This is a genomic window from Pantoea sp. WMus005, assembly GCF_013415305.1.
Lineage (GTDB): Bacteria > Pseudomonadota > Gammaproteobacteria > Enterobacterales > Enterobacteriaceae > Pantoea > Pantoea rara.
Map to the genome: position 1 here is coordinate 766,991 of NZ_JACBXU010000001.1, position 26,730 is coordinate 793,720.

Sequence of the window (26,730 nt, forward strand, 5' to 3'; positions counted from 1 at the left end):
CTCCGCCGATAAATAAACACGAATCGCCAACCAACGAGGTGTTTATGTTTAGTCGTGTACGAGTCGTTTCCGGCCTGCTGTGTGTGCTGGCGCTGTTTGCGCTGCTGCAGCTTTTTTCGGGCGGAATGTTTTTCAAAACTGTCAGTTCAGATAAAGAAAATTTTGCCTATAACCAGCGCCTGAATACCTTGCAACAGGCGATGGGCACCTCATGGGTTTCGCTGGTTCAGGCACGTAATACGCTTAACCGCGCTGGTATCCGTTTTCTTCAGGATGCCCAGATGTCGGGATCCGGTGCCAGCGTAAAAGAGCTGGTTGCACTGGCGGGTGAGGAGCTGAAACAGGCTGAAGTCAGCTATCAGATCTTCAACGATAACCTGTCAGAACAGGGGAAGACGGCCGAGAACGTCCTGGCATTACAGGCGAACTACAAGGCCTATCACGATGCGCTGGCAGAACTGATGGTGTTCTTCACCACCGGTAACTTCAAAGGTTTTGTCGACCAGCCTACGCAGAGCTTCCAGGACAAGTTTCAGAAAGAGTACAGCGCCTGGCTGGAGAACAACAAAGCGCTGGCACAGCAGGGCGTTGAAACCAATCAGCAGGCGTACAGCCGCTCCATCACGATCGTTATTGCCACGCTGGCTGTGACCTTGCTGATGATTATCCTGGTGTGGAACGTGATGCGTTCAGTGCTGATCCGCCCACTGCGTCAGAGCATTGAGCATATCCAGCACATCGCGCGCGGCGATCTGACCCAGCCGGTGGAGATTAATGTGCGAAACGAAATCGGTGAGTTACTCACCTCGCTGCAGCACATGCAGCAGGAACTGGCGCGCACCGTTCGCACCGTGCGTGATGGATCAGATGCCATCTATACCGGTGCCAGCGAAATTTCCATTGGCAATAACGATCTCTCTTCGCGTACCGAACAGCAGGCCGCCTCGCTGGAGCAGACCGCTGCCAGCATGGAGCAGCTCACTGCAACGGTGAAACAGAATGCTGAAAACGCCCGTCAGGCGTCGAAGCTGGCACTGACCGCCTCTGAAACCGCGCAGCAGGGCGGCAAAGTGGTGGATGGTGTGGTCACCACCATGAAAGAGATTGCTGGCAGTTCCAGGAAGATTGCCGATATCACCAGTGTGATTGATGGCATCGCTTTCCAGACCAACATCCTGGCGCTGAATGCGGCGGTTGAAGCGGCGCGTGCCGGTGAACAGGGTCGCGGTTTTGCGGTGGTCGCCGGGGAAGTGCGCAGCCTGGCGCAGCGCAGCGCCCAGGCCGCCAAAGAGATCAAAGGTCTGATCGAAGATTCCGTTAGCCGCGTTAATACTGGCTCGGTGCTGGTAGAGAGCGCCGGTGACACCATGAGCAACATTGTCAGCGCGGTCACACGCGTGACCGACATTATGGGTGAGATCGCCTCCGCATCAGATGAACAGAGCCGTGGCATTGACCAGGTGGGCCTTGCGGTGACGGAGATGGATCGCGTCACGCAACAGAACGCCTCACTGGTTGAAGAGTCAGCAGCAGCGGCGGCAGCGCTCGAAGATCAGGCAAGTCACTTAAAACAAGCGGTTTCAGTGTTCAATATTGGTAAAGAATTTGTCGCTCAGGCCGTTAACAAGACAACGGCGATGAAAACTCTCCAGTCAGAAGCACCGTTAGCCGTTGGTCGTCCGGCTGCTACACGCAGCGACGACAACTGGGAAACCTTTTAATCGCCCGTGGCCCGGTCGCCGTTAAGCCGCCGGGCATCGCAGCAGAAAAATAATATAGTCAGTTCGGGCCAGGTGCAGAGATGAAAAAATCGACAATTTTAGATCAAAGTGAGACGACAACGCTGCTGTCGCAGATGGTGCAGCGATTACCGCTCTCCGATACGCATTTTCGTCGTATCAGCCAGCTGATCTATCAGCGTGCCGGAATCGTACTGGCCGATCACAAGCGCGAGATGGTTTACAACCGTCTGGTTCGTCGCCTGCGTACGCTGAACATCGATGATTTCGGTCGCTACCTGGCGCTGCTGGAGTCCGATCCGAACAGCGCCGAGTGGCAGGCTTTTATCAACGCGTTGACCACTAACCTGACCGCGTTCTTCCGTGAAGCGCATCACTTCCCGATTCTGGCGGAGCATGCACGTAAGCGACAGGGCAACTTCAGCGTCTGGAGCACCGCAGCGTCAACCGGCGAAGAACCTTATTCAATCGCCATGACGCTGGCGGAAGCGCTGGGGACCGGACCGGGTAAGTTCCAGGTTCATGCCAGCGATATCGACACCCAGGTGCTGGAAAAAGCGGTGTCAGGTGTCTATCGCCAGGAAGAGCTGCGTACGCTGTCACCCGCGCAAATGCAGCGCTACTTTCTGCGTGGCACCGGTCCGCATGCCGGTATGGTGCGGGCGCGCCCCGAGCTGACCAATATGGTCACTTACGCGCAGCTTAATCTGCTGGCGAATGACTGGGCGCTGCCGGGTCAGTTCGACGCGATTTTCTGTCGCAATGTGATGATCTATTTCGATAAAGAGACGCAGGAGAAGATTCTGCGTCGGTTTGTCCCACTGCTGAAGCCGGGCGGCATCCTGTTCGCCGGGCACTCAGAAAACTTCAGTCAGATCAGTAAAGAGTTCTGGCTGCGCGGGCAAACCGTCTATGGACTGACGAAGGAAAGATGATGAGCAAAATCACCGTGATGTGCGTAGATGACTCTGCGCTGATGCGGCAGTTGATGACCGAGATCATCAACAGTCATCCGGATATGGAGATGGTCGCTACGGCGCCCGATCCGCTGGTTGCCCGCGATTTGATTAAGCAGTTCAATCCGCAGGTGCTGACGCTGGATGTGGAAATGCCGCGCATGGATGGCCTCGATTTCCTCGAAAAACTGATGCGGTTACGGCCAATGCCGGTGGTGATGGTTTCATCGCTGACCGGAAAAGGCTCCGAAATTACGCTGCGCGCGCTGGAGCTGGGAGCGGTGGATTTTGTCACCAAACCCCAGCTCGGCATCCGCGAAGGGATGCTGGCGTACAGCCAGATGATTGGCGACAAAATTCGTGCGGCTTCCCGTGCCCGTCTGCACAACCGGACAGCGATGCCGGTGCCAGCGACACTGAAAGCCGGTCCGCTATTGAGTAGTGAGAAGCTGATTGCGATTGGCTCCTCAACCGGTGGAACCGAGGCCATTCGCCATGTGCTGCAGCCGTTACCGGCGACCAGCCCGGCACTGCTGATTACCCAGCATATGCCACCAGGCTTTACCCGCTCTTTTGCCGAGCGTCTGAATAAGCTGTGTCAGATTACGGTGAAAGAAGCCGAAGATGGTGAGCGTATCCTGCCGGGCCACGCCTATATCGCGCCAGGCGCAATGCACATGGAGCTGGCCCGAAGTGGTGCCAACTATGTGGTGAAACTGAATGAAGGGCCACCGGTTAACCGGCACAAACCCTCTGTGGATGTGCTGTTTAAATCGGTGGCAACGTACGCCGGACGAAATGCGGTAGGAGTCATCCTTACCGGAATGGGCAACGACGGTGCGGCCGGCATGCTGGAAATGCATCGGGCAGGCGCCTGGACTATCGCCCAGAACGAAGCCAGCTGTGTGGTATTTGGCATGCCGCGTGAGGCCATCGCCACAGGCGGCGTGAGCGAAGTCGTAGATTTAAGCAACATCAGCCAGCACATGCTGGCGAAAATTAGCGCCGGACAGGCATTGCGTATTTAACAAGCCCGTCCCGCCGGGCGAGACAACTCAGGAGTAGATATGGCTGATAAAAACATGCGCTTTTTGGTAGTAGACGACTTCAATACGATGCGTCGTATTGTGCGTAACCTGCTGAAAGAGCTGGGCTTCAATAACGTAGAAGAAGCGGAAGATGGTGTGGATGCCCTCGGCAAACTAAAAGCGGGCGGTTTCGACTTCGTGATTTCCGACTGGAACATGCCAAACATGGATGGCCTGCAACTGCTGCAGACCATTCGTGCCGACGCGGCAATGAGTTCGATGCCGGTGTTAATGGTGACCGCGGAAGCGAAGAAAGAGAACATTATCGCCGCCGCCCAGGCGGGTGCCAGTGGTTATGTGGTGAAGCCATTCACCGCAGCGACCCTGGAAGAAAAGCTGGGTAAAATTTTCGAAAAACTGGGCATGTAAGGGGATGTGATGAGCGACTTTCCGAAACCAACTGAGGATGCCGCGGCACCCGACATCATTTCACGCATTGGCTCTCTGACGCGCATGCTGCGCGACAGTCTGCGCGAGCTGGGGCTGGATAAAGCCATTGCCGATGCAGCTGAAGCCATTCCTGATGCTCGCGATCGTCTGGATTATGTTGTGCAGATGACGGCGCAGGCCGCCGACCGTGCGTTGAACTGTGTCGAAGCAGCACAACCCCATCAGGATAAGATGGAAGCCGGAGCAACGCAGCTGAAAGGGCGTTGGGATGAGTGGTTTGAGAACCCGATTGAACTGGGTGATGCGCGGGAGTTGGTGACGGATACACGCGAATTCCTCACCGCCGTGCCAGAACACACCGCCTTTACGAACAAGCAGCTGCTTGAAATCATGATGGCGCAGGATTTCCAGGACCTTACGGGTCAGGTTATCAAGCGCATGATGGATGTGATCCAGGAAATTGAGCGCCAGCTGTTAATGGTGTTGCTGGAGAACATGCCAGAAGTCAGCGCTGAGAAGCGTCAGGTTGGCAACAGCCTGCTGAACGGTCCGCAGATCCACAACGATGCCCCCGGCGTCGTGGCGAACCAGGATCAGGTTGATGACCTGCTGGACAGCTTAGGCTTCTAAGTTTCGTCCGCCTGCGGACGGGCAAAACCGCTGCAAAATAAACTAAACAGGGTCACCTTTGGGTGACCCCGTTCTGCATTGTCAGATCCATCCCCGAAAGAACGCCTGTTTCCCCCTTCTTATCTCCGCTTTAACTTAAGCCAGATTTGGCATCCTAAGCTCAGAATTCCTGCCAACCGAGGTTTGTCGTGGCTGAAGATAGCGACGAAGACAAAACAGAATCGCCCACGGCCCATCGACTTGAGAAAGCGCGTGAAGAGGGCCAGATTCCGCGTTCGCGCGAACTGACATCTGTACTGATGCTGCTGGCCGGCATCATGATCCTGTGGATAGGCGGCAACATGATGGCGCACCGGCTGGCGGCGATGGTCGCAACCGGGCTCCGTTTTGACCACGGCATGGTCAGAGATGACAAAGTTATCGTCGGTCACATCGGCAGCCTGATCACTCAGGCACTGATGGCGCTGCTGCCATTGATGGGCGGTCTGGTGCTGGTGGCGATTGCCGCGCCCATGCTGCTGGGCGGTATCGTTTTCAGCGGTAAATCGATCAAGTTCGACCCGAAGAAGATGAGCCCGATGGCCGGTTTCAAGCGGATGTTTGCTGCTCAGGCCTGGACCGAACTGTTTAAAGGCATCCTTAAGACTATTCTGGTCGGCTCGGTGGGCTGGTGGTACATCTGGAGCCACTGGCCTGAGATGCTGCGGCTGATCAGCGAAGCCCCTGTCACCGCGCTGATTCACGGCATGGAGATGATTGCGATTTGCTGTTCGCTGGTGATGCTGGGCCTGATCCCGATGGTGGGGTATGACGTCTTCTGGCAGCTATACAGCCACTTTAAAAAGCTGAAGATGTCGATGCAGGAAATCCGCGACGAGCATAAGCAGCAGGAAGGTGACCCGCACGTTAAAGGGCGTATCCGTCAACAGATGCGCGCCGCTGCGCGCCGCAGGATGATGGCGGATGTACCGAAAGCGGATGTCATCGTCACCAACCCGACGCACTACTCGGTGGCACTGCAGTACAACGAGAAGAAGATGAGTGCGCCGAAGGTTGTTGCGAAAGGCGCGGGTGAGATCGCCCTGAGAATTCGTGAACTGGCTGCTGAACACCGCATTCCGGTTCTGGAAGCACCGCCGCTGGCGCGTGCGTTATACCGACATACCGAAATTGGTCAGCACATACCCGGCGCGCTCTATGCGGCCGTGGCCGAAGTGCTGGCATGGGTCTGGCAGTCACGTCGCTGGAAGCGCGAAGGCGGCCTGATCCCAACCAAACCAAAAGACCTGCCGGTCCCGGCAGAGATGGACTTTGCAGGAGAGAACAACAACGATGGCTAATAACCTGGCCGTAAAGCTACGTTTACCGGGCTTTAAAGATATGCAGTGGCAGGTACTGGCCGGGCCGGTACTGATCCTGATGATCCTGTCGATGATGGTTCTGCCATTACCGCCGTTTATCCTCGATCTGCTGTTCACCTTTAACATTGCGCTGTCGATCATGATCCTGCTGGTGGCGATGTTCACCCAGCGGACCCTGGAGTTCGCGGCGTTCCCGACCATTCTGCTGTTCTCGACATTGCTGCGTCTGGCGCTGAACGTCGCCTCGACGCGTATCATCCTGATGGAAGGGCACACCGGTGCCGCCGCAGCGGGACAGGTCGTTGAAGCGTTCGGCCACTTCCTGGTGGGCGGTAACTTTGCCATCGGTATCGTGGTGTTTATCATCCTCGTGATCATCAACTTTATGGTTATCACCAAGGGTGCCGGTCGTATCGCTGAAGTGGGCGCGCGCTTTGTGCTGGACGGGATGCCAGGTAAGCAGATGGCGATCGATGCCGACCTCAACGCCGGTCTGATCGGCGAAGATGAGGCCAAACGCCGCCGTGCTGAAGTGACCCAGGAAGCTGACTTCTACGGTTCGATGGACGGTGCGAGTAAGTTCGTTCGTGGTGATGCCGTTGCCGGTATCATGATCATGGTCATCAACGTCATCGGCGGCCTGCTGGTGGGCGTGGTGCAGCACGGTATGGATGCAGGCCATGCCGCAGAGACCTATACGCTACTGACCATCGGTGATGGTCTGGTTGCGCAGATCCCGGCGCTGGTGATCTCCACCGCTGCCGGTGTTATCGTGACGCGCGTCGCCACCGATCAGGATGTCGGCGAGCAGATGGTCACTCAGCTGTTCAAGGATCCTCGCGTACTGATGCTCAGCGCCGGGGTGATTGGCCTGCTGGGTCTGGTGCCTGGCATGCCTAACTTCGTCTTCCTGCTGTTCACCGCCGCCTTACTGGGTCTGGCCTGGTGGTTGCGTGGTCGCGAAGCTCAGCCGAAGAAGAAAGTGGACGTTGCAGGCAGCATCAGCAACAAACCGGCAGACACGCCAGCCGCCACCGAAGCGTCGTGGACTGATGTGCAGCTGGAAGATACGCTGGGTATGGAAGTGGGCTATCGCCTGATTCCGATGGTCGATCATCAGCAAAACGGTGAGCTGCTGGGACGTATCCGCAGTATTCGCAAGAAGGTTGCTCAGGATGTTGGTTTCCTGCCGCCCGTGGTGCATATCCGCGACAACATGGATCTGCCACCTGCGCGCTATCGCATCCTGATGAAAGGGGTGGAGATTGGCAGCGGTGATGCCTATCCTGGCCGCTGGATGGCGATTAACCCTGGCACAGCTGCCGGCAGTCTGCCGGGCGAAGCAACCGTCGATCCGGCCTTTGGTCTGGCGGCGGTCTGGATTGACAGCGCACTGAAAGAGCAGGCGCAGATTCAGGGCTTTACCGTGGTTGAAGCCAGTACTGTCGTAGCAACCCACCTCAACCATCTGATTGGCCAGTTTGCCAGCGAGCTGTTTGGCCGTCAGGAAGCACAGCAGCTGCTGGATCGTGTTAGCCAGGAGATGCCGAAGCTGACTGAAGATCTGGTGCCAGGTGTGATCTCACTGACCACGCTGCACAAGGTGCTGCAGAACCTGCTGGTGGAGCGGGTATCGATTCGCGATATGCGGACCATCATCGAAACGCTGGCAGAGCATGCGCCGGTGCAGAGCGATCCGCAGGAACTGACCAGCGTGGTACGTGTGGCGCTGGGCCGTGCGATTACTCAGCAGTGGTTCCCGGGCAATGAAGAAGTGCAGGTTATCGGGCTGGATTCCACGCTTGAACGTCTGCTGTTACAGGCGTTGCAGGGCGGTGGCGGACTGGAGCCGGGTCTGGCCGATCGGCTGTTAAGTCAGGCACAGGCGGCATTGCAGCGTCAGGAGATGCTGGGTGCGCCGCCGGTGTTGCTGGTCAATCATCCGCTGCGAGCACTGCTGGCGAGATTTCTGCGCCGCAATCTGCCACAGCTGGTGGTGCTCTCCAATCTGGAACTGAGCGACAACCGCCAGATCCGTATGACTGCGACCATCGGAGGCAAATGATGCGCTGGCTGGTGACTGCCGTGTTAATACTGCCGCTGATGGCTCAGGCGGCTGGGGGGGCCTGGAGCGGCACGGCCAACGGGCCGCTGCTGGCGAATCGAGGCAGCTGGCAACGGGCGCAACCGCTGACGCCTCCCGCCGACGTCAGTGGGGAAGTCAGCATCATTAACTGGCGTTATGAGCTGAGCAGGCCGGCCCCGTCTGGCATGGAAGTGCGGCTGTGTGGCGAACAGCGTTGCACGTCGCTTGAGGGCGCCAGCGGCACCACGCGCGGTCTGGCTCATCTGAACGCGGGTGAAACGCTGCACATGGTGTTTGGTTTTGCCGGCAGCGGGGCGCTGCCACCCGGCTTACGGGTGGTGAGCAGCGAAGTGATGGTCAATTACGAATAATGAATCAGCAACTATGATTCAGGCGCGGGATACGCCGATGCCCATCAGATATGTGCATCGGCTATTGGGTCGCTGACAGAGCAACGATTAACGCACCTGCTACCAGCCGGTAAATCAGGCACCGACGTATAGGTCAGAATTCAGGCATTAACGCCTTTCATTCCCTCTTCAGAGTAGCGCCCGCCTTTAACCTCAATCTGCTGATGAATACTCTTTAGCAACCGGAGGTCTTGCTCCTCCAGCTCGATATCTGCAGCCTGCGCATTTTCAGTGAGATAAGCGATCTGTTTAGTCCCCGGAATCGGAACAATTTTTTCATACTGTGCCAGTAGCCAGGCCAGCGCGATCTGGCCGGTGGTGGCGTGATATTTCTCCGCCAGCGGCGTCACCGCGTTAAGAAGCTGGAGATTGTGATCAATATTTTCCTGCTGGAAGCGGTCATTGTTTTTGCGGAAATCACCCTCGGCAAAATCACTGTTTTTACGGTATTTACCGGTCAGGAACCCTCTGCCCAGCGGGGAATAGGGCACCAGACCGATACCGAGCTTTTTCACCGTGGGCAGAATGTCTTTCTCAATGTCCCGCGTCCAGAGTGAATACTCCGTCTGCAGCGCGGCCAGCGGGTGGATCGCCTGCGCCCGGTTCAGTGTTGCGGCAGAGGCTTCACACAGCCCAATCCGGGCGATCTTTCCTTCCTGCACCAGACGGCTGAGACACTGCATGCTCTCCTCAATCGGCGTCGCCGGACTGATGCGGTGCAGATAAAAGAGGTCGATACGTTCGACGCCCAGTCGTTTCAGGGAGGCATGGCAGCTGCGGGTAATGTAGTCCGGCTGATTGTTGATGGTGCGGGCATAGGCCTCATCTGCCGGACGCTCAATACCACATTTGGTGGCGACGGTGAACTTCAGGCGTTCAGCCTTGCTCATCCCGGCAAGAAACTGACCGATCAACTGCTCATTGTGGCCACGTCCGTAAAGATCGGCGGTATCGATGAAGGTGATATCCAGGTCGCGCAGCTGGCTGAGCAGTTGCAGGGAATGACGATCATCAGTCTGACCATAAAATTCGCTGAGCCCCATTGCGCCATAGCCGATGGCGCTGACGTCCAGACCCTGAGTTAACGTTCGCTTTTTCATTGTCTCTCCTCGTAAGTGAGACACGATTGTTTCACTCCGCGTTAAAGCAATGAATTGCTCTTTCCGTCATGCAAAAAAGGTATCAGTGAAGTGAGGGATTCAGACAGCAACTGAACGGAGGGTACTTCGACTCAGCCGCGCGTAGAGGCATCGCTTTACGCGGGCTGCGAAAGTGCATGCAGCGCATCAAGAACCGCCGCATTTTTTTCATCGGCGCGAATAGCCGCATAAACATCAATTGCCAGCTGTTGCGCAGCGCCTTCCGTCAGCGGGCGATAACAGAGTCCTGCCTGGTTAAAGGTACATTTTGACTGCGGCATCAGGGCGAATCCCTTGCCTCTGGCGATGTGCGATAGCATCAGCAGGGAATCATCCGGCTCTCTCAGCCGTTTCAGCGTGACGCTGAGCGTGGCGAAGTAGCGCTCGCACTTATCGTAAAACTGCGGATTGGCACTGCGTGCAAACCAGAACAACGGCAGGTCAGCGAGCATGTCCAGCGAGACGTTTTGCCGCAGGCTGGCTGGGTGCGTCGACGGTATAGCGACGAGCAGCGGCTCGCGGTAAACCCAGGCGTACCGGACGACCTCTTCGGCTTCGGGCCCTTTTTCGCCGGTGAGGATCAAATCCAGGTTGTTTTTCGCCAGGCTCTGGAGCAGCTGAGCGGAAGTCAGGCTGGGCATCTCCATCTCATCGCGGGCAAGGAAACTGGCGAGCTGCTTATTGAGCGGCGCGATCAGTTCAAAGTTCAGCGTGCGGGTCAACCCGATGCGCAGCTGTGCGGCGGCGGGCTGTGCTGCCTGCTTTAAGGCACTTAATGCTGTCAGGATCGCTTCTGCTTTCGCGACCAGCGCACGGCCAGCTTCGGTAAGTGTTACCGCGTGGGTTGTGCGACTGAACAGCGACTGACCGAGCAGGTTTTCCAGGCTTTGGATCTGGCGGGTGAGCGGAGGCTGCGTCATGTTAAGTCGTTCTGCGGCACGGCGAAAATTAAGCTCGTGGGCGACAGCCAGAAAGCACTGCAACTGCCTGATGGTGGGGAGGTGGCTGCTGATAAGGTGTGCGGCGACAGACATAACACTCTCCTGTTGCGGAGATTCAGGGGCATTCAGGGAGGTTAACTGAGAGCAGAGACGGAGAGGGTAAACCCTCTCCGTTTCTGAGACTACATGCGCTCGACGGTGTCGATACCCAGCGTATCCAGACCCTGCTTCAGCGTTTTCGCCGTCAGCGCGGCCAACTGCAGTCGGCTCAGACGGGTTGCTTCTGACTCTGCGCTGAGGATCGGGCAGTGCTCGTAGAAGCCAGAGAACAGACCCGCCAGATCGTAGAGATAAGCACACATCACATGCGGTGTACCGTCACGAGCCACCTGAGTGATAACCTCTTCGAACTGCAGCAGACGGGTGGCCAGTTGCGCTTCACGCTCCTCACTGATCACAATCGCCGCATCCAGCGAATCGGCATCAATGCCCGCTTTGCGGAACACGGAGAGCACGCGGGTGTAGGCATACTGCATGTAAGGCGCGGTGTTGCCTTCAAACGCCAGCATGTTATCCCAGTCGAAGATGTAATCGGTGGTGCGGCTTTTTGACAGGTCAGCGTATTTCACCGCGCTGATGCCAACCACTTCTGCCAGCGTTTTCACTTCCGCTTCGCTCATCTCCGGGTTCTTCTCACGCACCAGTGTGTAGGCACGCTGATAAGCTTCATCCAGCAGATCGGAGAGCTTGATGGTGCCGCCGCTGCGGGTTTTGAACGGACGGCCATCCTTGCCCAGCATCATGCCGAATGCATGGTGCTCCAGCGGCACAGATGCCGGTACATAACCCGCTTTACGCACGATGGTCCAGGCCTGGACCAGATGCTGATGCTGGCGTGAGTCGATGTAATAAAGCACACGATCGGCTTTCAGCGTTTCGTAACGATATTTCGCACAGGCGATATCGGTGGTGGTATAGAGGTAGCCGCCATCCTTTTTCTGGATGATGACGCCCATCGGCTCACCTTCTTTGTTCTGGAATTCATCCAGGAACACCACGGTCGCGCCTTCACTCTCGACCGCTAAGCCTTTCTGCTTCAGGTCGGAGACGATGCCAGGCAGCATATCGTTATAGAGACTTTCACCCATGACATCCTTGCGCGTCAGGGTCACGTTCATGCGGTCATAGATTTTCTGGTTCTGACTCATGGTGATGTCGACCAGTTTCTTCCACATCTGGCGGCAATATTCATCGCCACCCTGGAGCTTCACGACATAGCTGCGTGCGCGCTCGGCAAACTCAGGATCTTCATCATAGGTGCGCTTGGCTTCACGGTAGAAGCCTTCGAGATCGGCCAGCGCCATCTCTGCGTGATCTTCATTCTGCTGCTTTTCCAGAAACGCGATCAACATGCCGAACTGCGTACCCCAGTCGCCCACGTGGTTGGCGCGGATCACTTTATGACCCAGGAACTCCAGCGTGCGCACCGCCGCGTCACCAATGATGGTGGAGCGGACGTGGCCAACGTGCATCTCTTTGGCGACGTTAGGCGCAGAGTAGTCGACCACGATAGTCTGCGGCTCGGCCAGCTGCACGCCCAGGCGCTGCAGACTCAGTGCTTCACGGGCGTGGGTTGCCAGCCAGTTGTGGTCCAGGAAGATATTGATAAAGCCTGGCCCGGCAATTTCAACCTTGCTGGCGATGCCGGTCAGGTCGAGGTGCTGAATCACCGTTTCCGCTAATTGTCGCGGTGCCTGTCCCAGCTTTTTTGCCACAGCCATAATGCCGTTGGCCTGATAGTCTCCAAACTGAACCCGGGCGGACTGACGAACCTGCGGTTCGCAATCGGCGGGTGCGCCGGCTAAAACCATTGCCTGACTGACTTTTGCGGAAAGAAGTGCCTGAATATTCACCGGGTTACCTTCATATGCTGAACAATGCCCTGACCTGCTAAGCCGGGCTGTCATCATCTTGCCTGAGTGCATCGCGTAACGGATTGGCGGAAACGGATGGGGCAGACAAAACGGAAAAAAATGAGGGGAAAAGTATACGTGAAATGTGGGTGGGCGTCAGCAGTTGGATGAAGCGGGGAAACAGAGCTGAAGAAGATGTTTCCCTGAGGCGTTAACGACGTCGTAAGTGACGGCGTGGGTTCTTTACGCTTTTATCTTCACGCACCTTCCAATGGCGGGAAATTGCAAATCCCATCAATGCGATCAGGACAGCGACAACGATGAGCATAGACATAGAGCCATTCCTTTTGGTTGTGTTAGGTCAAATTTATAGGAAGGCAGGGAAGGCTGCAATTGTTTGCCCTTCAAATGAGAGTTATCTTATTGTATTAAAGAAGTTGATTTAAATCATTAACTTAACATGCTTTCATCAAGCAACTGGTGGCCCTAAACAGGAGATAAATCCGAAATGAAAGATGTTATTATACGGTTTTGCATTAAATTTCAGCCCAAATAAGATGAATCTTACCATTATGTGACGCTGAGAACGCGGCGCACAATAAACCAGACTGATTATAAATGCTAAACAAATAGAGAGGAATGAGGGTGGTGGAGCGAACTTTTCCGGCAGAATTGGATGATTTAAAGACAGATTTAGGACGTTTTGAGGAATCGTTGCAAAATTTTGCGCAAAGACTGGGTTTGTGCCTTAACGAACTGGAAGTGGATCATATTTCGGTGCGTTGTCATCAGGACACGACGGCGAACCGCTGGCAACAAGGCCTGCAGCAGATTGGCACCGAGTTTTCGGCTGCAATGATCAACGGACGGCAGATTTGCCTGTTTAAACTCCATGATCCGCTGGTGGTCGCGGGCAGGCAGATTGATGTCGTTGAACTGCCGTGGCCGGGTGAAAAGCGTTACCGCCATGAAGGCTGGGAGCATATAGAGGTGGTGTTACGCGGCGATCATCAGACGCTGGGCATGCGAGCGATGGCGTTACTATCCGATGAGGCACTGACGCAGCCGGGTATTTCTTTTAAAACCAGCTCTCCACAGGGCGAGAATGAACGTCTGCCCAATCCGACCCTTGCGGTGACGGATGGGCAGACGACAATCAAGTTTCACCCGTGGCGACTGGAGGAGATTGTCGCCAGCGAACAGAACTAGATGCGGGCGGCCACGGCGCGCTTCAGGCGCGCCACCGCTTCATCCAGGAGGGCACGGGTACAGCCGAAGTTGAGCCGGACAAACTGGTCATTGCCAAACTCGCGTCCGGCCGTTAAGCCCAGCCCGTGCTTCTCAAAATAGAGGGCAGGGCTGGCCACGCCCAGCGCGCTGGCATCGATCCAGGCGAGATAGGTCGCTTCCGGCGCAGCGACGGACAGGCCAGTCATTTTATTGACCTGCGACACCAGCCAGTCACGGTTACTGCGCAGATAGGCGTTCTGTGCGTTCAGCCAGGGTTCACCTTCGCGCCATGCTGCTGCCGCTGCAGTGAGTGCGAGAATATCCACATCCGGCACAATGCCGCGTCGCAACCGGTTAAAGCGTGCGCGCAGTTCGGCGTTGGGTATGATGGCGATGGACGCACCCAGACCGGCAATATTGAAACTCTTGGAGGGTGACATCAGCGTCACACTGCGCTGCGCCGCCTCTTCACTCAGTGAAGCAAATGGAATGTGCTGAACGCCTGGTTCCAGTAACACATCGCTGTGGATCTCATCAGAACAGACAATCAGATTGTGCTGCTGCGCAAATTCCAGCTGCGCCTGAAGTTCCTCGCGGCGATAGACAGTGCCGCCCGGATTCTGCGGGTTGCACAGCATTAACAGCCGCTCTTTACCGCCTGGCTGGCCTTGAGCCGCATCCAGATCCAGCAGCCAGCGTCCTTCTTCCAGCGTTAAGGGCAGATTGACCTGTTCCCGCTCTGCCAGTTTTGCTGCACCACGAAACGGCGGATAGATGGGCACAGGGGTGATCGTCAGCTCGTCGGGCGCGGTAAACGCCCGCACGGTGAGATTCAGTCCACACACCACGCCCGGCAACACCACAATCCACTCCGGATTAACGTGCCACTGATAGCGTGAGGCAAGCCAGGCAACGGCGCTGTCGATAAACGCTACCGGCGTGTCGCCATAGCCAAAAATCCCATGTTCGGCGCGGGCTTTAATCGCATCGATAACGCAGTCAGGCGATCGAAAATCCGTATCTGCCACCCAAAGCGGCAGAATGTCCTGGTCCGCATATTTGTTCCATTTAAGGCTATCGCTGTGACGACGGTCTATCCGTTGGTCGAAATTGAATGCCATAGTTAACTTTCCCGGTAAACTCATTCCAGCAGCCAGACTAACTGATGAATCTGCCTTGAACCAGAGTCATGTAAAGGAGAAGAGAATGACCACACTGGAAATTTGCTGCTATGGCGTGGATTGCGCTGTAACTGCACAACAGGCGGGGGCCGATCGGGTGGAACTGTGTACCGCACCGCGTGAAGGCGGCCTCACCCCCTCAGCGGGCATGTTGAACGCTGTCCGGCGCGACGTTTCGATTCCGGTTCATCCTATTGTCCGGCCACGGGGTGGCGATTTTTGTTACAGCGCACGCGAATTTGAAGCGATGAAATCAGACGTCGCATTAATACGTGAACTGGGTTTCCCTGGCCTGGTGATTGGGATGCTGGACGAGGAGGCTCACATTCATCATGGTCAGATGCGGCAGATTATGGCGCTGTGTGACGGCATGGCCGTGACCTTTCACCGCGCCTTCGATCTCTGCCACAGCCCTAAACGCGCACTGGAAGCGTTAACAGATTTGGGTGTGGCGCGTATTCTGACATCCGGTCAGCAGCAGAGCGCTGAAAACGGAATTGCATTACTCAGGGAACTTAATGAGACCAGTACCGGTCCTATTATTATGGCGGGTGCCGGCGTTCGTCTCAGCAACCTGCAAAAGTTTCTCGACATGGGGATTGAGGAAGTCCACAGCTCGGCCAGTCGCCTGCTGGCGTCGCCGATGCGTTACCGCAAAGCGGGGGTCTCCATGTGTTCAGAAGCCGAGACCGATGAGTTCAGCCGCTATTGTGTAGACGGCGATGTGGTTGAGGCGATGAAAAGCGTGATGCAGATGAGCACCGTTCGGGTCGCCTGAACCACAACAGATTTTGCCGCGCAGCACGCCGATCATTGACGTGGTGTTTGCAAGTACCAAACCCCAGTACAGCTTGCTGGGGTTCTTTTTGTGTAAAGCACGCTCCGTTTGCAGTGGCATCGTTTCGCCCGGTTCAATTAAAATTCCCTGCCTTTTATGAATAATGAATGTCATCCAGGCCGTCAGTGCCCGCCGGGAACCTGATTACAGGCATTCTCCGTCAGGCCCCTGTTGTGTCGCATCACTACTGTTAATCGGGTGATGCAGGCTGAAATCATCACAGATTACCGCTGTTCATCACTGCAGCGTTTACACTGAAAGCAATATCGCCTGGAATTGACCCTATGAAACGCAATCAGATTCTTGTTTTAAGCCTGATGCTGACTGCGCTGTGCAGTGGCAACACAGTGGCCAGCACATGCAGCCCGAACAATACTGCTGTTGCGAACAGCAATACGCTGATTTTGCTGGGCGGTAATGCGAAAGGCGCGGTGAAACAGGTGATTGCGGGTGAATTTGGCAAAGATGTCAATTCGCAAAAGCGGGTACTGGGTCAGTTTGATGCCTGCGGCGATCTGACGGTCGCTGACGTCAGCTATGACAAAAGTGAACGCAACGTCATCCTCAGCATGGAGCAACATATCGCCCGGGTGCAGGGCGGCTGGGTGGCGGAGTATACGTATCTGGTCAAAGTGCTGAAAGAGGGCAAACAGGTCGTGGTTGATAACCGACAGGGGACGATCAACTGGCAGAAAGGCCAGCATGGCAATATCACCAGCGCCTCCGACAGATTTATCAGCATGGGTAAAAGCGGTTTTACCGACACTCTCTATCGCTACGATCGCCAGTTACGACTGGAGAAGGGCATAGCGCGCGGCAGCGATCCGCTGACCAACGGTGAGTTTCACTACCACTGGAATTCTCAGGGGCTGGTGACGCGGACCACCTCCGCCCAGGGCACAGACGAATACACCTACGATCCCCAGTGGCGTGAAGTCAGACTGAATGGCACGGCGAATACCCCGCTGAGCACTGTCCGTTCGGTTGATGAGTGTCAGTCCTGGGATGAGGTCGGCAACTGTACCCTGAGCTACCTGCATGAGACCGAAATCTTCACGCGTGGCACAGTCGAACGCCACCTCAGTTCCGCCTACAAGTATGAGTACTGGGACCAGCCTGCGGCGGCAGAAGAATAAAAGGCGATCGGTTGATCGCCTCTCGGGTGACTATTTTACTGTCTGACTAAAGGCATCCAGCGCCAGCAGGGCGTTGGCAATATCTTCCGGTGAAAGGTGTGGATTAAGGTTTTTCAGCGTGTCGCCTTCACTGTTCGCCAGTGCACCTATCTTCACCAGATTCTCCCAGCTTTCATTTTCCAGATGCAGTTCCCGAAGCGTGGTCGGCATATTGATCGCGCGATAGAAGCGGATATAGCGAGCAATTTCCTCGTCCGGACGCTTCTCAAGCACCATCTGCGTCAGTGTGCCATAGGCGACTTTCTCGCCATGGGTCAGATGATGGATATCACCCTCAATCGCGGTGAAACCATTATGAATGGCGTGTGCAGCTGCCAGCCCGCCGTTTTCAAAGCCCAGCCCCGAGAGCAGCGTATTGGCTTCCACCACCGCTTCTACCGCTGGCGTCACGCGTTTTTCCGTGACGGCAACATAGGCGCTGTAACCCCAGGTAAGAAGCGTTTCTTCACAGGCTCGGGCAATCGCCAGTCCGGCAAGTGTCGGATCACCATTGACCATCGATTTCGAATGCGAACGCGCCACTGCCTGTGCTTCAACCCAGGTCGCCAGCCCATCTGCAATGCCAGAGGCAAAGAGTCGTGCTGGCGCATTGGCGCAAACGGCGGTGTCCACCAGCACTAAATCCGGATTTTTGCTGTAAAAGCGATAGCTCTCAAAAACGCCGCTGTCAGAATAGATGACCGACAGCGCGCTACAGGGGGCATCGGTGGAGGCGATCGTCGGCACTATGGCCACCGGCTGTCTGATTTCATCCGCGACGGCCTTAACAGTGTCCAGTGTTTTACCGCCTCCCAGTCCGACCACCACGTTACAGCCCTGGCTCTTCGCCAGCGCACTGAGACGCGTGATCTCATTACTGGAGGCCTCGCCATTGAATTGCTGCCAGCTGAATTTCACGCCGGCAGACTGCAGGGTCTGTTGCGTTCGTTCTCCAATCAGCGTCCAGACCGTTTCATCTGCCACCAGAAAAGCCTGATCGCCCAGCTCAGTAAGGTACGTTCCCAATTCATCCAGCACACCTGCGCCCTGCACATATTTACGGGGTGAAGAAAAAATAAATTTACTCATAATCCAGAACTCCCTGATATGAATGAATCAACCTGATCCAGCCTGGCACAATCCGGTCATCGTGGCAGTGGATTCCGGGCATTATCCACCCCTGGCTGTTAAGCTGCGTGAACACCCCCCTGTATCTGAAGAGCGACAACGGAGAAATCACCATGAGCGCCACGCTATTTTCATTTCTGTTTGCGATAACGATTCTGACGCTCACACCCGGATTTGATACCGCACTGGTGCTGCGAACCGCTATCGCGCAGGGCTGGCAGCGTGCCTGCGCCGCCGCTCTGGGCGTGACGCTGGGCTGTCTGATCTGGGGAGTGGCTGTAGGCCTTGGGCTGGGTGCGCTGCTGATGGCGTCTGAAATCGCCTATAACACTCTGAAGTGGATTGGCGCAGCCTGGCTGCTCTGGCTGGGTATAAAATTGCTGTTCAAACCCCGCCTTGATCCGCTCGTGATGGCAGAACAGCCTGCCCGAACGCAGGGGTATCTGGCCTGCTTTAGTCGGGGATTAATGGGGAATCTGCTGAATCCTAAAGTGGGCGTGTTTTACGTCACCTTTCTGCCACAGTTCATCCCCGCTGGGGCATCCGTGGCACTCTGGTGCAGTCTGATGGCGCTGGCACACATGGTGTTGGGGCTGGTCTGGAATGCGGTATTAATTGGCGGCAGCCACTACTTCGCCGGTCATCTGCGAAAGCCGCGGGTGCTGAAGGTGATGGATCGCCTGACTGGCTGCGTGTTTATTGGATTTGCGGCGAAACTGGCGGTGTCTCGCCGCTGAAACGTTAAGGTTTGGTGGCGACCAGCACGGCGCGCAGGGGAGCCGGGTAGCCCTCAACCGTTTTGCCCGGGTCATCAGGGTCGAGAAATTCTGCCAGCGATTCGCTGGTCATCCAGTCGGTCCGGCGCTGCTCTTCAGTGGTGGTCAGGGCAAAATCGACAATCCGCACATCGACAAAGCCGCTTTTTTCCAGCCAGCTTTTCAGCGCTTCGGCTGACGGGATAAAGAAGACGTTACGCATCTGTGCATAGCGCTCACCTGGCACCAGCACCTGATGGACATCGCCCTCAATGACCAGCGTTTCCAGCACCAGTTCACCGCCGCTCACCAGCTGATTTTTCAGCTGTAGCAGGTGATCCAGCGGGGAACGACGATGATAGAGCACACCCATTGAAAACACGGTATCGAACGCCTGCAACACCGGTAATTGCTCAATACCCAGCGGAAGCATATGCACCCGGCGATCGTCATTCAGCAGCTTGCGCACCGCTTCGAACTGCACCAGGAACAGCTGCATCGGATCAATGCCGACCACCAAATGCGCGCCCGCGCCAATCATCCGCCACATGTGATAGCCGCTGCCACACCCGACATCCAGCACCGTGCGACCCGCCAGTGGTGAGATGTGTGGTAGCACACGCTCCCACTTCCAGTCAGATCGCCACTCCGTATTGATGTGGGTACCGTAGAGAAAATAAGGCCCTTTGCGCCACGGCATCAGGTTGCGCAGTAGTTTCTCAATACCCTGACGATGACGATCGCTGATGTCATCGCGGTCAGCGGTGACGCTATGCAGCAGGTCGAGCTTTTGTGGCTCCAGCAGGGGCAGATACTCCAGCGACTTGTACCAGTCACGAAAGTGCCCATGCAGGTTTTCACGCTGCCATTCGCTGATCTGCGCCGGTAACACGTCCAGCCACTTCGCCAGCGGACCCACCGCAATTTGCTGATAAAAACGGCCAAAGTCGATCATTTCAACGCCACCAGAGATCCAAAATTAAAGCACTGGAACCAGAGTTCGGCGTGCGGGAAACCGGCCTGTTTCAGGCGGGCTTTATGCGCTTCAACGCTGTCAGTCAGCATCACATTTTCCAGCATGCTGCGTTTCTGGCTGATTTCCAGTTCGCTGTAGCCGTTGGCGCGCTTGAAGTCGTGATGCATATTGAAAAGCAGCTCACCGATCTCAGCATCTTCAAAACTGAATTTTTCTGACAGCACCAGCGCGCCGCCCGGTTTAAGTCCCTGCCAGATTTTTTCCAGCAGCGTCAGACGCGCAGGTGGCTCCAGAAACTGGAGCGTGAAGTTGAGCACCACCAGCGAGGCGTTCTCAATCTCAATGTCGCGGATATCCGCTTCCAGTACCGTGACCGGCGTATCCGCACGAAAGGTATCCAGATGACGACGGCAACGCTCCACCATCGCCGGGGAATTATCTACCGCGATGATCTGGCAACCGGGCACATGAATATTGCGGCGCACCGAAAGCGTCGCGGCACCCAGCGAGCAGCCGAGGTCATAAACCTTGCTGTCAGGGGTAACAAAACGTTCTGCCAGCATGCCAATCATCGAAATGATGTTGGAGTAGCCGGGCACCGAGCGCTGAATCATGTCAGGAAAGACTTCAGCTACGCGCTCGTCAAAAGTCCAGTCGCCCAGTTTTGCAATGGGCGCTGAGAAGAGTTGATCGCGGTCAGACATATCGAAAATCCGAAGAGACGACGGAAAAGGGCGCTATTCTCGCAGAAAGTGGGGCGGCCTGCACCCCTTAACCAGGGACAGCTTAATGGAGCGTCAGCACCAGTTCCCACGGCAGATAGATGAGGTTAAAGATCACCATGCCGCACAGTGAAAACAGCGTCAGCAACATGCCATATTTGCGGCCTGCCATGGCGCTACTGCGTAAACCCCAGGCATGCAGAAACCGGCCGATGAAAAACAGCAGGCCAGTGAGATGCACCATCCAGATATCAGCGCCGTTCATCTCCATCATCACCAGCAGCAACAGCGCAAGCGGTATGGTTTCGATAGCATTGCCGTGAATGCGAATCGCCATTTTCAGGTCGTGATAGCCGCCATCACCATAGGCCACGCGATAGAAACGGCGATAACGCACCACATCCATCGTAAATTTCATCACCAGCAATGCACCCAGTACGACGTATAACGCGCTAATCATTGTCACTCCGGTATCCAGCCGTAAAGCGGCTATTCTATCCAGCGCACAGCATGTTGTCCTGTGCAGTCATCAAAACAGTGACGTCTGTTGCGGCCAGTCAGGCCCGTTGCCAATGCCGGGGTCAATCTGCTGCAGTTGCGGCCACAGCGCCTGCACCAGCGGAAACACCTGACCCATATCAGGCGTATGCAGAAACAGCATGGCGTCGCCCTGTTGCTGCCATTCCGACAGCTTGTCACGCCAGATCTGAAACAGCGGCACGCTCTCTTCCACGCTGTCGCTGCCGATAAAACGCACCATCGGCTGAGAACCGGTTCGCAGGGCATGAGGCGGCACTTTGGGCTTTTGCGAACGCGCGACCAGTGCCGCCGGGCTTTGCGAGGTGGAGGCGTGAACCGGGCGGCTGTCGAGCATCACGCGATTGATGCCGCGCGCCAGCAGGCCGCGATTCAGTGCCCGTTCGGCGTCACCTTTGGCAAAGAAAGCCGGATGGCGGACTTCGACGCCGTAGTGAAAACGGCGCGGCAGGCTATCCAGAAAACGCCACAGATCGTCGAGTTGAGTCGGGGAGAAACTGGCAGGCAACTGCAGCCAGTACTGACCGATACGATCGGCCAGCGGCTCCATCAGGCGCAGAAAATCAGTCAGCAGGTCATCGCTGTGCTGCAGCGCCGACTGATGGCTGATGGTATTGGGAAACTTAAAGCAGAAGCGAAACGCATCATGCGTCATATCGCGCCAGCGCATCACCGTTTCCGCATTCGGTAGCGCATAAAGCGTGGTATTTCCCTCTACACAATGGAAGTAGCGGGCATAGTCCGCCAGGCTCTCAATACCCCAGCGTTTCCAGTGTGAATGATGCCACTGGGGCAGGCCAATACGAAGTGTCACGTGCGCTCCTGGCTGCAGGTTAAGATACCCCATTATCGGCTATGGTCAGGCAGGGGGGCAAATGCATACAGGAAATCGGCGGTTTGGCGCGGATCTGCTTATCCTGTCTGGCTTTTTCCATTATAATGACCGCCATTTTTGCGACAGCATCGCAACAGGTAACGCGGCCGGATGCTGTCAGCTGCAGCGGCGAAGTTAAAAGGATAGTGTTATGCGTACAGAATATTGCGGACAGCTCAATCTGTCTCATGTGGGTCAGCAAGTCACGCTTTGCGGCTGGGTAAACCGCCGTCGCGATCTGGGCAGTTTGATTTTTATCGATATGCGCGACCGTGAAGGCATCGTGCAGGTGTTCTTTGATCCCGATCGTCAGGACGTCTTTAAGCTGGCTTCTGAACTGCGTAACGAATTCTGCGTTCAGATCACCGGCACCGTGCGTGCGCGTGATGAGAAGAACAAAAACAGCGACATGGCGACCGGTGAAGTCGAAGTGTTTGCCCAGGCGCTGACCATTATTAACCGCTCTGAGCCACTGCCGCTGGACTCGAATCAGACCAACAGCGAAGAAGCACGTCTGAAATACCGCTATCTGGACCTGCGTCGCCCTGAAATGGTGACGCGTCTGAAAACCCGCGCAAAAATTACCAGCTTTGTCCGTCGCTTTATGGATGACGAAGGGTTCCTGGATATCGAAACCCCGATGCTGACCAAAGCGACGCCAGAAGGCGCACGTGACTATCTGGTGCCAAGCCGGGTTCATAAAGGCAAATTCTATGCGCTGCCGCAGTCACCGCAGCTGTTCAAACAGCTGCTGATGATGTCCGGTTTTGACCGCTATTATCAGATCGTTAAATGCTTCCGCGATGAAGATTTACGTGCCGATCGTCAGCCCGAATTTACCCAGATCGACGTTGAAACCTCCTTTATGACCGCGCCACAGGTGCGTGAAATCATGGAACGTTTAATCCGCAATCTGTGGCAGGACGTACAGGGCGTTGATCTCGGCGAGTTCCCGCAGATGACCTTTGCTGAAGCGATGCATCGTTACGGTTCCGATAAGCCAGACCTGCGTAACCCGATGGAGCTGGTGGACGTTGGCGACCTGCTGAAAAACGTAGAGTTCCAGGTCTTCTCTGGCCCGGCCAACGATGAAAAAGGCCGTGTTGCCGCGCTGCGCGTGCCGACCGGTGCGCAGCTGAGCCGTAAGCAGATTGATGAATATGGCAAGTTCGTGGAAATTTACGGCGGGAAAGGCCTGGCGTGGATGAAGGTTAACGTCCGTGCCGACGGCCTGGAAGGCGTGCAGAGTCCGGTTGCCAAGTTCCTGAATGCAGAGATCGTTGAAGGTATTCTGAGCCGCACCGGCGCGCAGGATGGCGACATCATCTTCTTTGGTGCCGATCGCGCCAAAGTGGTCGCAGATGCATTGGGTGCGCTGCGCCTGAAAGTGGGTCGCGAGCTGAACATCACGGATGAAAAAGCCTGGGCACCGCTGTGGGTGATCGACTTCCCGATGTTCGAAGAGGACGAGGAAGGCGGTCTGGCCGCGATGCACCATCCGTTCACTGCGCCAAAAGAGATGAGCGCAGAAGAGCTGGCTGCGGATCCAACCCGTGCCGTGGCGAATGCCTACGACATGGTGATCAACGGTTATGAAGTGGGCGGCGGTTCAGTACGTATCCACAACGGCAAAATGCAGCAGACGGTGTTCAGCATTCTGGGTATCGAAGAGCACGAGCAGCGTGAGAAGTTTGGCTTCCTGCTGGATGCGCTGAAGTTTGGTACGCCACCGCATGCGGGCCTGGCCTTTGGTCTGGATCGTCTGACGATGCTGCTGACCGGCACCGACAATATTCGTGATGTCATCGCGTTCCCGAAAACCACGGCAGCCGCCTGCCTGATGACCGAAGCGCCAAGCGAAGCGAACCCGGCTTCTCTGCTGGAGCTCGGCATTCAGGTCGTTAAAAAAGAAAAGCTCGAGAATAAATAATGGGCTATAAACACCCGGTTTCAGTGCTGGTCGTGATTTCGGCGCGCGATACTGGCCGGGTGTTGATGCTGCAGCGCCGTGACGATCCCACGTTCTGGCAGTCGGTCACCGGCAGTCTGGAAGCGGGAGAGTCACCGCTGGCGACCGCGTGTCGTGAAGTGAATGAGGAGGTTGGCATTGACGTGCTGACCGAGCAGCTGGAGGTGGAGGATTGTCAGCGTCAAATCGACTTTGAAATCTTCCCGCATTTCCGGCATCGCTACGCACCTGATGTCACCCATAATCACGAGCACTGGTTTCGCCTGCAACTGCCAGAAGAGCGCGCTGTGACGCTGACTGAACATCTGGCGTTTCGCTGGCTGGCACCCGCAGACGCTGCAGCATTAACCCGATCATGGAGTAACCGCCAGGCGATTGAAGAATTTATCTGAATGCTTGCCATCGCCCGGTATTCCGGCGGCGAATAGATTAAATTTTATGAATCTGGTGAGTTTTAACAGGACTACACCAACCTATTGAACAGTCAGGCGTCATCTTCGCCTCGAAGTTGTTTACCGCCAGCACGACGTCGCACATGTACGGTATGTGACGATGACGCGCGAAGCTCGCCGTTAAGGGCAGACGGGTTTTAAAAATCTGTTTGAGCACGGACGGTGAACAGGTTCGAAGCCAGGATAGCCTGCACCCTGTAAAAGATCGGAGAAAATGTAAAATGGCAGGACACAGTAAGTGGGCTAATACCAAACACCGTAAAGCGGCGCAGGATGCTAAGCGCGGCAAAATCTTCACCAAAATCATTCGTGAACTGGTGACAGCCGCCAAACTGGGCGGCGGCGATCCGGGTTCAAACCCGCGTCTGCGAGCAGCAATGGATAAAGCGCTGGCGAACAACATGACCCGTGACACCATGGATCGCGCTATCGCGCGCGGTGTGGGCGGCGATGACAACGCCAACATGGAAACCATCATCTATGAGGGTTACGGTCCAGGCGGCTCAGCCATCATGATTGAATGCCTCAGTGACAACCGTAACCGTACCGTGGGCGAAGTGCGTCATGCCTTCACCAAAACGGGCGGCAACCTGGGCACTGATGGCTCCGTAGCTTACCTGTTCAATAAGAAAGGCGTGATCTCCTATGCGCCAGGTCAGGATGAAGACGCGGTAATGGAAGCGGCTCTGGAAGCGGGTGGCGAAGACGTTGTCACCTATGACGACGGCGCGATTGATGTCTTCACCGCATGGGAAGAGATGGGCACAGTGCGTGATGCACTGGAAGCACTCGGCCTGAAAGCGGATACCGCAGAAGTGGCGATGATCCCGACGACCAAAGCCGAAATGGATGCGGAAACCGCACCAAAACTGCTGCGTCTGATCGACATGCTGGAAGATTGCGACGATGTGCAGGAGGTTTATCACAACGGTGAGATCTCCGACGAGGTGGCGGAAACGCTGTAATGGCGTCTGTCGCCCTGTTAACCGGAGAGGCGTAATGTCGATTATTCTGGGTATCGATCCCGGCTCACGCATCACCGGTTATGGTGTTATTCGTCAGACTGGCCGCCAGCTCACCTATCTGGGCAGCGGCTGTATCCGCACCAATACCACCGAGTTGCCCGCCCGCCTGAAGCTGATTTATGCGGGCGTCTGCGAAATCATCACGCAGTTTTCACCCGACTTCTTCGCCATTGAGCAGGTGTTTATGGCGAAGAATGCAGACTCCGCACTGAAGCTCGGTCAGGCGCGCGGTGCCGCGATTGTGGCTGCGGTTAACCATGATCTGCCGGTGTTTGAGTATGCAGCCCGTCAGGTCAAACAGACTGTCGTTGGCATCGGCAGCGCCGAGAAAAGTCAGGTGCAGCACATGGTGAGAACCCTGCTGAAGCTGCCGTCAAATCCGCAGGCGGATGCCGCCGATGCGCTGGCGATTGCCATTACGCACTGTCATGTGGCGCAGAATGCGGCGCGCATGAGTGACAGCAAGCTGGTGCTGACGCGCGGACGTTTGCGCTCAGGTTAGCCGTCATCGCTCTGGTCACACTCTCAGGCTGGATATTCATCCAGCCTTTTTTATGTTATAAAATCCGCCACATTCGTTAGTTAAGGAAGCATTCAGGTGATAGGTCGTTTACGGGGCAATATTCTGGAAAAGCAGCCGCCACTGGTGCTGCTTGAGGCACACGGCGTCGGCTATGAAATTTACATGCCCATGACCTGTTTTTATGAGTTGCCTGAACTTCAGCACGAAGCGGTGATTTTTACCCACTTCGTGGTGCGTGAAGATGCGCAGCTGCTGTTTGGTTTTAACAGCAAGCAGGAGCGCGCGCTGTTTCGCGAACTGATTAAAGTGAATGGCGTCGGCCCCAAGCTGGCGCTGGCTATCCTCTCTGGCATGTCGGCGCAGCAGTTTGTAACGGCTGTTGAGAAAGAAGAGATCGCATCCCTGGTGAAACTGCCAGGCGTAGGCAAAAAGACAGCTGAGCGTCTGGTGGTCGAGATGAAGGACCGCTTCAAAGGGATGCATGGCGACCTGTTTGGTGGCGATTCTGCGTTTACGCTAACTACGCCGAGTGCTGAGCCGGAAACCAATGATGCGGAAGCCGAAGCGGTTGCAGCGCTGGTTTCACTGGGTTATAAACCGCAGGAAGCGAGCCGTATGATCAGTAAAGTCGGTCGACCGGATGCGGATTGCGAAACCCTGATCCGCGAAGCGCTACGCGCGGCCATTTGAGG

Annotated in this window: 26 protein-coding genes; 17 read left to right on the forward strand and 9 right to left on the reverse strand. The window is 56.0% G+C overall.

Annotated features, from left to right (window positions below):
* Window positions 1-44 precede the first annotated feature (44 nt).
* The 8 genes from HZZ01_RS03335 (at window position 45) to HZZ01_RS03370 (ending at window position 8,621) form a co-directional block, all read left to right on the forward strand.
* Complete coding sequence (locus HZZ01_RS03335; protein WP_179895494.1) at window positions 45-1,721, forward strand: methyl-accepting chemotaxis protein; 1,677 nt, start codon at window positions 45-47, stop codon at window positions 1,719-1,721.
* A gap of 80 nt (window positions 1,722-1,801) precedes the next feature.
* Window positions 1,802-2,674, forward strand: coding sequence for a protein-glutamate O-methyltransferase CheR (gene cheR / locus HZZ01_RS03340; RefSeq protein ID WP_179895495.1), 873 nt, complete (start codon window positions 1,802-1,804; stop codon window positions 2,672-2,674).
* The gene (locus HZZ01_RS03345; protein WP_090960156.1) at window positions 2,674-3,723 is read left to right on the forward strand and encodes a chemotaxis response regulator protein-glutamate methylesterase; all 1,050 of its coding nucleotides are present in this window, start codon (window positions 2,674-2,676) and stop codon (window positions 3,721-3,723) included. Before cheR ends, HZZ01_RS03345 begins: the two co-directional genes overlap by 1 nt.
* A gap of 39 nt (window positions 3,724-3,762) precedes the next feature.
* Window positions 3,763-4,152, forward strand: a complete 390-nt coding sequence (gene cheY / locus HZZ01_RS03350) for a chemotaxis response regulator CheY (protein ID WP_136196455.1) — start codon at window positions 3,763-3,765, stop codon at window positions 4,150-4,152.
* A gap of 9 nt (window positions 4,153-4,161) precedes the next feature.
* The gene (gene cheZ, locus HZZ01_RS03355) at window positions 4,162-4,803 is read left to right on the forward strand and encodes a protein phosphatase CheZ (RefSeq protein WP_136196456.1); all 642 of its coding nucleotides are present in this window, start codon (window positions 4,162-4,164) and stop codon (window positions 4,801-4,803) included.
* A 188-nt stretch (window positions 4,804-4,991) separates the two neighbouring features.
* Complete coding sequence (gene flhB, locus HZZ01_RS03360; protein WP_179895496.1) at window positions 4,992-6,143, forward strand: flagellar biosynthesis protein FlhB; 1,152 nt, start codon at window positions 4,992-4,994, stop codon at window positions 6,141-6,143.
* Window positions 6,136-8,229: a flagellar biosynthesis protein FlhA gene (gene flhA / locus HZZ01_RS03365; RefSeq protein WP_179895497.1), complete on the forward strand. Its 2,094-nt coding sequence runs from the start codon at window positions 6,136-6,138 to the stop codon at window positions 8,227-8,229. The genes flhB and flhA overlap by 8 nt, the downstream gene beginning before the upstream one ends.
* Complete coding sequence (locus HZZ01_RS03370) at window positions 8,229-8,621, forward strand: flagellar protein FlhE (protein ID WP_179897040.1); 393 nt, start codon at window positions 8,229-8,231, stop codon at window positions 8,619-8,621. The genes flhA and HZZ01_RS03370 overlap by 1 nt, the downstream gene beginning before the upstream one ends.
* 140 nt (window positions 8,622-8,761) lie before the next feature.
* Here the strand turns inward: HZZ01_RS03370 and HZZ01_RS03375 are convergent, their stop codons facing one another.
* The 3 genes from HZZ01_RS03375 to argS form a co-directional block, all read right to left on the reverse strand.
* The gene (locus tag HZZ01_RS03375) at window positions 8,762-9,760 is read right to left on the reverse strand and encodes an aldo/keto reductase (RefSeq protein WP_179895498.1); all 999 of its coding nucleotides are present in this window, start codon (window positions 9,758-9,760) and stop codon (window positions 8,762-8,764) included.
* 155 nt (window positions 9,761-9,915) lie between these two features.
* On the reverse strand, window positions 9,916-10,833 hold the full coding sequence (locus tag HZZ01_RS03380) for a LysR family transcriptional regulator (RefSeq protein WP_179895499.1): 918 nt from the start codon (window positions 10,831-10,833) through the stop codon (window positions 9,916-9,918).
* A gap of 89 nt (window positions 10,834-10,922) precedes the next feature.
* Window positions 10,923-12,653: an arginine--tRNA ligase gene (argS, locus tag HZZ01_RS03385; RefSeq protein WP_179895500.1), complete on the reverse strand. Its 1,731-nt coding sequence runs from the start codon at window positions 12,651-12,653 to the stop codon at window positions 10,923-10,925.
* A 648-nt stretch (window positions 12,654-13,301) separates the two neighbouring features.
* Between argS and HZZ01_RS03390 the strand changes: the two genes are divergently transcribed.
* Window positions 13,302-13,862 (forward strand): VOC family protein, encoded by a 561-nt coding sequence (locus HZZ01_RS03390; protein ID WP_179895501.1) that lies wholly within the window; start codon window positions 13,302-13,304, stop codon window positions 13,860-13,862.
* On the opposite strand, the gene HZZ01_RS03395 is transcribed toward HZZ01_RS03390, so the two are convergent.
* Entirely contained in the window at window positions 13,859-15,004 is a 1,146-nt protein-coding gene (locus HZZ01_RS03395) for a MalY/PatB family protein (RefSeq protein WP_179895502.1), read from the reverse strand. The genes HZZ01_RS03390 and HZZ01_RS03395 overlap by 4 nt on opposite strands.
* 85 nt (window positions 15,005-15,089) lie before the next feature.
* Here HZZ01_RS03395 and cutC point away from each other — a divergent pair, with 85 nt between their 5' ends.
* Both cutC and HZZ01_RS03405 read left to right on the forward strand, forming a co-directional pair.
* Window positions 15,090-15,842, forward strand: coding sequence for a copper homeostasis protein CutC (gene cutC / locus HZZ01_RS03400; RefSeq protein WP_179895503.1), 753 nt, complete (start codon window positions 15,090-15,092; stop codon window positions 15,840-15,842).
* Window positions 15,843-16,186: 344 nt separating this feature from the next.
* On the forward strand, window positions 16,187-17,038 hold the full coding sequence (locus HZZ01_RS03405; RefSeq protein WP_179895504.1) for a hypothetical protein: 852 nt from the start codon (window positions 16,187-16,189) through the stop codon (window positions 17,036-17,038).
* Window positions 17,039-17,068: 30 nt separating this feature from the next.
* Here HZZ01_RS03405 and HZZ01_RS03410 read toward each other — a convergent pair whose 3' ends face one another.
* The gene (locus tag HZZ01_RS03410) at window positions 17,069-18,166 is read right to left on the reverse strand and encodes a glycerol dehydrogenase (protein WP_179895505.1); all 1,098 of its coding nucleotides are present in this window, start codon (window positions 18,164-18,166) and stop codon (window positions 17,069-17,071) included.
* Between the two features lie 152 nt (window positions 18,167-18,318).
* Here HZZ01_RS03410 and HZZ01_RS03415 point away from each other — a divergent pair, with 152 nt between their 5' ends.
* Window positions 18,319-18,942 (forward strand): LysE family translocator, encoded by a 624-nt coding sequence (locus HZZ01_RS03415; RefSeq protein ID WP_179897042.1) that lies wholly within the window; start codon window positions 18,319-18,321, stop codon window positions 18,940-18,942.
* A gap of 4 nt (window positions 18,943-18,946) precedes the next feature.
* Here the strand turns inward: HZZ01_RS03415 and cmoB are convergent, their stop codons facing one another.
* The 4 genes from cmoB to HZZ01_RS03435 all read right to left on the reverse strand — a co-directional run bounded on the left by cmoB (window position 18,947) and on the right by HZZ01_RS03435 (window position 22,009).
* Window positions 18,947-19,915 (reverse strand): tRNA 5-methoxyuridine(34)/uridine 5-oxyacetic acid(34) synthase CmoB, encoded by a 969-nt coding sequence (cmoB, locus tag HZZ01_RS03420; RefSeq protein ID WP_179895506.1) that lies wholly within the window; start codon window positions 19,913-19,915, stop codon window positions 18,947-18,949.
* Window positions 19,912-20,640 (reverse strand): carboxy-S-adenosyl-L-methionine synthase CmoA, encoded by a 729-nt coding sequence (gene cmoA, locus HZZ01_RS03425; RefSeq protein WP_179895507.1) that lies wholly within the window; start codon window positions 20,638-20,640, stop codon window positions 19,912-19,914. Before cmoA ends, cmoB begins: the two co-directional genes overlap by 4 nt.
* 82 nt (window positions 20,641-20,722) lie before the next feature.
* On the reverse strand, window positions 20,723-21,118 hold the full coding sequence (locus tag HZZ01_RS03430) for an MAPEG family protein (RefSeq protein ID WP_179895508.1): 396 nt from the start codon (window positions 21,116-21,118) through the stop codon (window positions 20,723-20,725).
* A 69-nt stretch (window positions 21,119-21,187) separates the two neighbouring features.
* Complete coding sequence (locus HZZ01_RS03435; protein ID WP_179895509.1) at window positions 21,188-22,009, reverse strand: DUF72 domain-containing protein; 822 nt, start codon at window positions 22,007-22,009, stop codon at window positions 21,188-21,190.
* A gap of 211 nt (window positions 22,010-22,220) precedes the next feature.
* On the opposite strand from HZZ01_RS03435, the gene aspS reads away from it, so the two are divergent.
* From aspS to ruvA, 5 genes are all read left to right on the forward strand, one after another.
* The gene (aspS, locus tag HZZ01_RS03440) at window positions 22,221-23,999 is read left to right on the forward strand and encodes an aspartate--tRNA ligase (protein ID WP_179895510.1); all 1,779 of its coding nucleotides are present in this window, start codon (window positions 22,221-22,223) and stop codon (window positions 23,997-23,999) included.
* Window positions 23,999-24,430, forward strand: a complete 432-nt coding sequence (gene nudB, locus HZZ01_RS03445; protein WP_179895511.1) for a dihydroneopterin triphosphate diphosphatase — start codon at window positions 23,999-24,001, stop codon at window positions 24,428-24,430. The genes aspS and nudB overlap by 1 nt, the downstream gene beginning before the upstream one ends.
* Window positions 24,431-24,711: 281 nt before the next feature.
* Window positions 24,712-25,455 carry a YebC/PmpR family DNA-binding transcriptional regulator gene (locus tag HZZ01_RS03450; RefSeq protein ID WP_090960203.1) on the forward strand — a complete coding sequence of 248 codons (744 nt, stop codon included), beginning with the start codon at window positions 24,712-24,714 and terminating at the stop codon, window positions 25,453-25,455.
* Window positions 25,456-25,489: 34 nt separating this feature from the next.
* On the forward strand, window positions 25,490-26,017 hold the full coding sequence (gene ruvC, locus HZZ01_RS03455; RefSeq protein ID WP_179895512.1) for a crossover junction endodeoxyribonuclease RuvC: 528 nt from the start codon (window positions 25,490-25,492) through the stop codon (window positions 26,015-26,017).
* 96 nt (window positions 26,018-26,113) lie between these two features.
* Window positions 26,114-26,728 (forward strand): Holliday junction branch migration protein RuvA, encoded by a 615-nt coding sequence (gene ruvA / locus HZZ01_RS03460; protein ID WP_010670803.1) that lies wholly within the window; start codon window positions 26,114-26,116, stop codon window positions 26,726-26,728.
* Window positions 26,729-26,730: the final 2 nt, after the last annotated feature.